The 6717-nt window shown below is 64.1% G+C and carries 7 protein-coding genes; 3 read left to right on the top strand and 4 right to left on the bottom strand.

Going from position 1 to position 6717, the window contains the following annotated elements; translation table 11 throughout:
* From VGD20_RS03435 to VGD20_RS03420, 4 genes are all read right to left on the bottom strand, one after another.
* A partial coding sequence (locus tag VGD20_RS03435; RefSeq protein WP_331133109.1) for a hypothetical protein occupies positions 1-337 on the bottom strand: 337 nt, incomplete at its 3' end.
* 150 nt (positions 338-487) lie between these two features.
* A complete protein-coding gene (locus VGD20_RS03430; RefSeq protein ID WP_331133108.1) occupies positions 488-1291 on the bottom strand; it encodes an SDR family oxidoreductase in 804 nt (267 codons plus the stop codon).
* A gap of 157 nt (positions 1292-1448) precedes the next feature.
* Positions 1449-2567: an acyl-CoA dehydrogenase family protein gene (locus tag VGD20_RS03425; protein ID WP_331133107.1), complete on the bottom strand. Its 1119-nt coding sequence runs from the start codon at positions 2565-2567 to the stop codon at positions 1449-1451.
* 3 nt (positions 2568-2570) lie between these two features.
* Positions 2571-3752, bottom strand: coding sequence for an acyl-CoA dehydrogenase family protein (locus VGD20_RS03420; protein ID WP_331133106.1), 1182 nt, complete (start codon positions 3750-3752; stop codon positions 2571-2573).
* A 173-nt stretch (positions 3753-3925) separates the two neighbouring features.
* On the opposite strand from VGD20_RS03420, the gene VGD20_RS03415 reads away from it, so the two are divergent.
* The 3 genes from VGD20_RS03415 to VGD20_RS03405 all read left to right on the top strand — a co-directional run.
* Positions 3926-4783 carry an SDR family oxidoreductase gene (locus VGD20_RS03415; protein WP_331133105.1) on the top strand — a complete coding sequence of 286 codons (858 nt, stop codon included), beginning with the start codon at positions 3926-3928 and terminating at the stop codon, positions 4781-4783.
* Positions 4780-6240: an MFS transporter gene (locus tag VGD20_RS03410; RefSeq protein WP_331133104.1), complete on the top strand. Its 1461-nt coding sequence runs from the start codon at positions 4780-4782 to the stop codon at positions 6238-6240. The genes VGD20_RS03415 and VGD20_RS03410 overlap by 4 nt, the downstream gene beginning before the upstream one ends.
* A 109-nt stretch (positions 6241-6349) precedes the next feature.
* On the top strand, positions 6350-6717 hold a 368-nt coding region (locus VGD20_RS03405; protein WP_331133103.1), incomplete at its 3' end, for an acyl-CoA dehydrogenase family protein.

Below are 6717 nucleotides of genomic sequence, written 5' to 3'. Positions count from 1 at the left end.
AGGTGAAGCCGAGTTTGACCGTGGCCGTATCAGCGCCATTCTTGTCGTTCGCGTCGACGTCGACCTTCGTCACCTTGCTGCCCGGGTAGAGCTTGACGCCGCCGATATCGAAATCGCTCTCGATATCGAGGTCGACGAAATCGGGGATGTCGATGTCGATACCTGCTCCGCCCCCACCGATCTTGATATTGCCGCCGTCCTTGCCGGTCTTGATCTGGACCCCGCCATGCTCGTCGCCGGCGTTGATCGAAACCTGGGTGCCCTCGGCAGACTTCTTCTCCTCCGAGCCGCAGGCGGCGAGGAGCATCATCGGGGGAATCAGGAACGCGAGACGCATGGATGTTCTCCTTGGTGCATTAGTTACATAATACACCTTGAAAACGGACGAGTCAACTTCGCCGCTTTCGTCATCCCGGACTTGATCCGGGATCCCTACAACGGCGGTCGTCGTGGACCCCGGATCAAGTCCGGGGTGACGATGGGGGAGTTATGCGTCGATGCTCGTCCTCACATCGCCGTGCACCAGCCCGCCGTCGACGGTGATCGTGTCGCCGACGACATAGTCGCCCGCCTTCGACGCGAGGAAGATCGCGGCGCCCGCCATATCCTCGGGCACGCCGATGCGCTTGACCGGGATGCTCTTTGCCACCGCATCGCCGTGATCGCGCGCCGCCTTGTTCATGTCCGACTGGAAAGCGCCCGGCGCGATCGCGGTGACGAGGATATGGTCGCTGACCAGCCGCGCCGCGAGCCGCTTGGTGAGGTAGAGGATCGCCGCCTTCGACGCGTGGTAGCTGTAGGTTTCCCATGGGTTCAGCCGCTGGCCGTCGATCGAGCCGATGTTGATCACCTTGGCCGGACGGTCGTGCGTTCCCGCACCCTTGAGCAGCCCGTGGAGCGCCTGCGTCAGAAAGAAGGGCGATTTGACGTTGATGTCCATCACCTTGTCCCAGCCCGCTTCGGGGAAGCCCTCGAACGGTTCGCCCCACGCGGCGCCGGCGTTGTTGACGAGAATGTCGAGGCGCTCCTCGCGCGCTTCGAGTTCCTTGGCAAGTGCGCGGCAGCCCTCGACGGTCGAGAGGTCGACGGGAAGGCCGATGACCTTGCCGGGGTAACGCGTTTCGAAGTCGGCAACGGCTTCCTCGATCTGCGCGGTCTTGCGCGCCGAGATATAGACGCGCGCGGCGCCCGCGGCGAGATCGCCCTCGACGATCATCTTGCCGATGCCGCGCGAGCCGCCGGTGACGAGCGCGATGCGGCCGTCGAGGCCGAACATGTCATTGAGGTTCATATTAGGGGCTCCTCTTGAAGCCCCTCCCCTTCAGGGGAGGGGTTGGGGTGGGGGGGCTTGCAGCGTGGAGCAAGGCCGATAGCCCCACCCGCTGCGACTAGGGAGCAAGCTCCCAAGTCTCGCTGCCCTCCCCTGAAGGGGAGGGCGTAAACACGAATCAGTAGCCGTTCATCCGCGCAACCTGGTCGATGTGGTAATGGACATCGCCCATGAACTCGGCGAGCGCGCGGTCGCGTTTCATATAGAGGCCGATGTCATATTCGTCGGTCATGCCGATGCCGCCGTGCATCTGCACGCCCTCGCGCACCGCGAGGTTCGCGGCGCGTCCGGCCTTGGCTTTCGCGACCGAGACCATCAGCTTCGTACCCTCGCCGCCCTCGTCGAGCAGTTGCTGCGCCTTCATCACGGTGGCGCGCGCGACTTCCATTTCGCCATAGAGATGCGCGGCGCGGTGCTGGAGCCCTTGGAACTCGCCGATCAGCTTGCCGAACTGCTTGCGTTCCTTGAGGTAGGTGACGGTCATGTCCATCGCCCCCTGCCCGACGCCGACCATTTCGGCGGCGGCGCCGGTGCGCGTCGCGGCGAGCAGCGCGTCGAGGATATCTCCGCCGGCATCGACCTCGCCGATCACCGCGTCGGCGTCGACCTCGACGCCGCCCAGCGTGACGTGGCTCGCGAGGCTGGAGTCGACGAGGCGGCGCGGATCGGCGGTCACGCCCTTCGCGTCCTTCGGCACCGCGAACAGGGTGATGCCGCCGTCGGTCTTCGCCGCGACGATGCTCATATCGGCGACATGGCCGTGGAGCACGAAGCTCTTCTTGCCGTCGAGGCGGAAGCCGTTGCCCGCGCGCGTCGCGGTGGTCGCGATGCGCTCGGGACGGTGCTTCGCGCCCTCGTCGATCGCGAGTGCAATGATTGCTTCGCCGCTGGCGATCGCGGGGAGCCAGCGCCCCGCCTGCGTGCCGCCCGCCCTGGCGAGCGCGGCGACCGCACCGACGCTGGTCGCGAGGAAGGGCGACGGGGTCAGGTTGCGGCCGATTTCCTCGAGCACGATGCCCGCCTCCATATGCCCCATGCCGAGCCCGCCATGTTCTTCCGGAACGAGCATGCCGGGCAGGCCCATTTCGGTGAACTGCGCCCAGAGCTCGCGCGAGAAACCGGTCGCGTCGGCCGCATCGCGCAGTTTGCGCAGATGCGACACCGGCGCCTGTTCGGCCACGAAGGGGGCAACGCTGTCCTTGAGCATCGCCTGGTCGTCATTGTGATACAAAGGCATGGGTCAGGCTCCGGGCAGGTCGAGGATACGCTTGGCGATGACGTTGAGCATGACTTCGCTCGTCCCGCCTTCGATCGAATTGGCCTTGGTGCGGAGCCAGCCGCGCGCCCTTGCGCCGCCCTTGGTCTCTTCGCTGTCCCATTCGAGCGCTTCGCTGCCGCCGCCCGACATGACGAGTTCGTGGCGGCGCTTGTTGAGTTCGGTGCCGACATATTTCATCATGTTCGACGACGCGGGATGCGCGCGGCCGGTCTTCCACATGTCCATGAACCGCTCGCCCATCGCGCGATAGGCGAAGACATCGACGTCGAACGCCGCCATTTCGGCGCGCAGGATCGGGTCGTCGAGTTCGCCCGCTTCATTCTTGCCGAACGCCCTGGCAAAGGCGCCGCCGATGCTGACCATATCGCCGCCCGCGCCGCCGCCCGAGATCATCTCGCGTTCGTGGCCGAGCAGATATTTGGCGACGTCCCAGCCGCGGTTGATCTCGCCGACATATTGCGTTTTCGGCACCTCGACATCGTCGAAGAAGGTTTCGCAGAAGGGCGAATTGCCGCTGATCAGCAGGATCGGCTTGGTCGTGACCCCCTTGCTCTCCATGTCGAAGAGCATGAAGGTGATGCCCTGATATTTGTTCGTCTTGTCGGTGCGGACGAGGCAGAAGATCCAGTCGGCCTTGTCGGCGTAGCTGGTCCAGATCTTCGATCCGTTGACGACCCAATGATCGCCCTTGTCCTCGCCGAAGGTTTGCAGGGACACGAGGTCGCTTCCCGATCCGGGCTCCGAATAGCCCTGGCACCAGCGGATCTCGCCGCGTGCGATCGGGTTCAGATAATGGACCTTCTGCTCCTCGGTGCCGAATTGCAGCAGCGCGGGGCCAAGCATCCAGATGCCGAAGCTGTCGAGCGGCGAGCGCGCATGGATGCGCTTCATTTCCTGTTTGAGGATCTTGGTCTGCTCTGCCGTCAGCCCGGCGCCGCCATAGGCTTTGGGCCAGTCGGGAACGGTGTAGCCCTTCGCGACGCAGGCTTCGAGCCACCGTTTCTGGGCGTCATTCTTGAACACCCAGTTGCGGCCGCCCCAGCAGACGTCCCCTTCGTCACGCACGGGCTCGCGCATTTCGGCGGGGCAGTTCGCCTCCAGCCACTCGCGCACCTCGGTGCGGAAAGCGTCCAGTTCGCTCATCCTTTTGGCTCCTCTTCTGCCCCCAAATCTACGTCCGCTTCGCTACTTTACGCAAGCGTCAACTTGGAGAAGCGGGCCTGCCGTTACGGCGCCGTAGCGTCGGATTGACCGCCGTTGACGCGTCACCTTTGGCGCCTAAGCTAAGTGGCAAAAGAAAACGGGAGAATGGGTCAATGCGATTCGCAGGCAAGGTAGCCGTCGTCACCGGAGCGGCATCGGGCATCGGCAAGGCAGCAGTTCTGAAACTCGCGAGCGAGGGCGCGCATGTCTTTGCCGCCGATATCGACGAGGCGGGCGGACGCGCGCTCGCCGAACAGTCGAACGGCAAGATCGATTTCGTCCGCTGCGACGTGACGAAGACCGCTGATATCGAGGCGCTGATGAACGAGGCCGCCACAAAAGCAGGCGGGATCGACATCGTGTTCAACAATGCCGCCGCGGGCGGCGACCGCGCGCCGATCGACGAGATCAGTCCCGAAGGCTGGGACCGCACGATGGACCTCGTCCTTAAATCGGTCGCGATGGGCATTCGCTACGCCGCACCCCATATGAAGGGTCGCAAGGGCGCGAGCATCGTCAATACTGCGAGCGTCGCGGCGCTGGGCGCGGGCTATTCGCCGATCGCCTATGCGGTGGCGAAGGCGGGCGTGCTGCACCTCAGCAAGGTCGCGGCCACCGATCTGGCCCAATATGGCATCCGCGTGAATGCGATCTGCCCCGGCTTCATCAACACCAACATCTTCACCGCCTCGCTCGACGTGCCTGGCGAACTCAAGAATCAGGCCAACGCCGTGATTGCCGAGATGAGCGCGAACGCGCAGCCCGTAGCGCGCGGCGGCCAGCCCGAGGATATCGCCAACGCGGTCGCTTACCTCGCAAGCGAGGAGTCGAGCTTCATGACGGGCACGCACCTGCTTGTCGACGGCGGACTGACGATCGGCCAGCGGCACGCATGGGACAAGGAAACGCCGGGCATGTTCGATGCCCTGCTGGCGATGGAGGAAGCGGCGAAAGCCGGAGCCGCCGCGTGAGTTCGGCGAGCATTGCGGCGCCGAAAGTCGAGCGCCTGCCCGTCTGGCTGAAGGTCACTCACGGGCTCGGCAGCATCGCCTATGGCGTCAAGGACAACGGCTTTTCGACCTTCCTGCTGCTGTTCTACAATCAGGTGGTCGGGCTCGACGCGGGAATCGTCGGGACCGCGATCATGGTCGCGCTGATCGCCGATGCTTTCGTCGACCCCGTGATCGGCGAGCTCACCGACCGCACGCGCAGCCGCTGGGGACGCCGCCTGCCCTGGCTCTACGGCGCGCCGATCCCGCTCGCGATTGCATGGATGCTGCTGTGGAGCCCGCCCGAGATGAGCGATGCGATGACCGTCGCCTGGCTGATCGGTTTCGCGATCATCGTGCGCTCGCTCGTGTCGATGTGCGAAGTGCCCTCGGTCGCGATCGTTCCCGAACTCACCGCCGACTATGACGAACGCACGATCGTCATGCGCTATCGCTACCTGTTCGGCTGGGGTGGCGGGCTGCTCATCCTGCTGCTTGCCTATGGCGCCTTTTTCGGCGGGCCGAAGGGGCTCGTCGATCCCGCTGGTTATTTCCCCTATGCGCTGACCGGCGCGCTGATGATGGCGGGCGCGGTGATGATTTCAGCGGCTGGCCAGCACAGCCGGATCGCGGTGTCGAACCTTGCCGACGTCAAGCCGGTGACGACGCTGCGACAGGTGCTGCGCGACATGCGCGACACGTTGTCGAACCGCGCCTTCCTGTGGCTGACCTTTGCCGCACTGTTCGGCTTCATCAATCAGGGCATCACCTTCTCGATGACCAACTATCTGCTCGGCTTCTTCTGGCAGCTGAACCAGAGCGAGATGATCACCTATGTCTTCCTGCTGTTCGGGACGATGATCGCCGCCTTCCTGCTCGTCGCGCCGATCTCGGCCTGGCTGGGCAAGCGCGACGGGGCGATTCTCGCGGGCGTGATCGCGCTGCTGATCAATTGCGGCATGTATTTCGCGTGGATTCAAGGCGCTTTTCCCGGGCTGCCCGGCAAGCCGAGCGCGGCGGCGATGTTCGCACTGGTCTTCGTCGCCAACACATTTTCGATCATCCTGATGATCCTGTCGTCGTCGATGATGGCCGATGTCGTCGAAGCATCGCAGGGCGAGACCGGACGGCGGTCGGAAGGACTGTTCTTCGCCGGCTATTTTTTCATGCAGAAATGCGCGACGGGGATCGGCATCTTCTTCGCCGGCCAGATCCTCTCCTTTGCCGCCTTCCCCGCGAACGCCAAACCCGGCGAGGTCGGCGACGCGGTGCTGAACGACCTCGCGCTCGGCTATGCGCTCGCGGTGCTTGTCATCGGCACGTTGGGGCTGATCGTGATGCGCAAATTCCCGATTTCGCGCGCCGATCACGAAGCACGGCTGGCATTGCTCGACGACACCGCGCGCGCCGAACCCGATGCGAGCGGAGCGCACCCGTAACGATCATGTCGCGAAGCGGCGGAATGATGTAATTTTCGGGCAGCGGGACTTGGCAAGGCCGGCGAATCGGTCCATTGGTTTACGTGAACGTAAAGGGAAGGATGCGACGATGGATTTCGACCTCACCGACCGGCAGGTCTACTGGCGCGATCGGGTGCGCGATTTCATCGAACGCAAGGTTCGCCCCGCTGTCCCCACCTATTATGAGCAGGACAAGGCCGGCGACCGCTGGAAGGTCATTCAGATCGTCGAAGACCTGAAGGCCGAGGCGAAGGAAGCCGGCATCTGGAACCTGTTCATGCCGCCGCGCAGCGGCGCGCACCATCATGTCGACGAGACGTTCGAATTCGAAGGCCCCGGCCTTTCCAACCTCGAATATGCGCTTTGCGCCGAGGAAATGGGGCGCATCCTGTGGTCGTCGGAAGTGTTCAACTGTTCGGCGCCCGACACCGGCAACATGGAGGTGCTGCATCGCTA

Source organism: Sphingopyxis sp. (genome assembly GCF_036402335.1).
Classification (GTDB): domain Bacteria; phylum Pseudomonadota; class Alphaproteobacteria; order Sphingomonadales; family Sphingomonadaceae; genus Sphingopyxis.
This window is presented reverse-complemented; position numbering and strand designations above follow the sequence as displayed.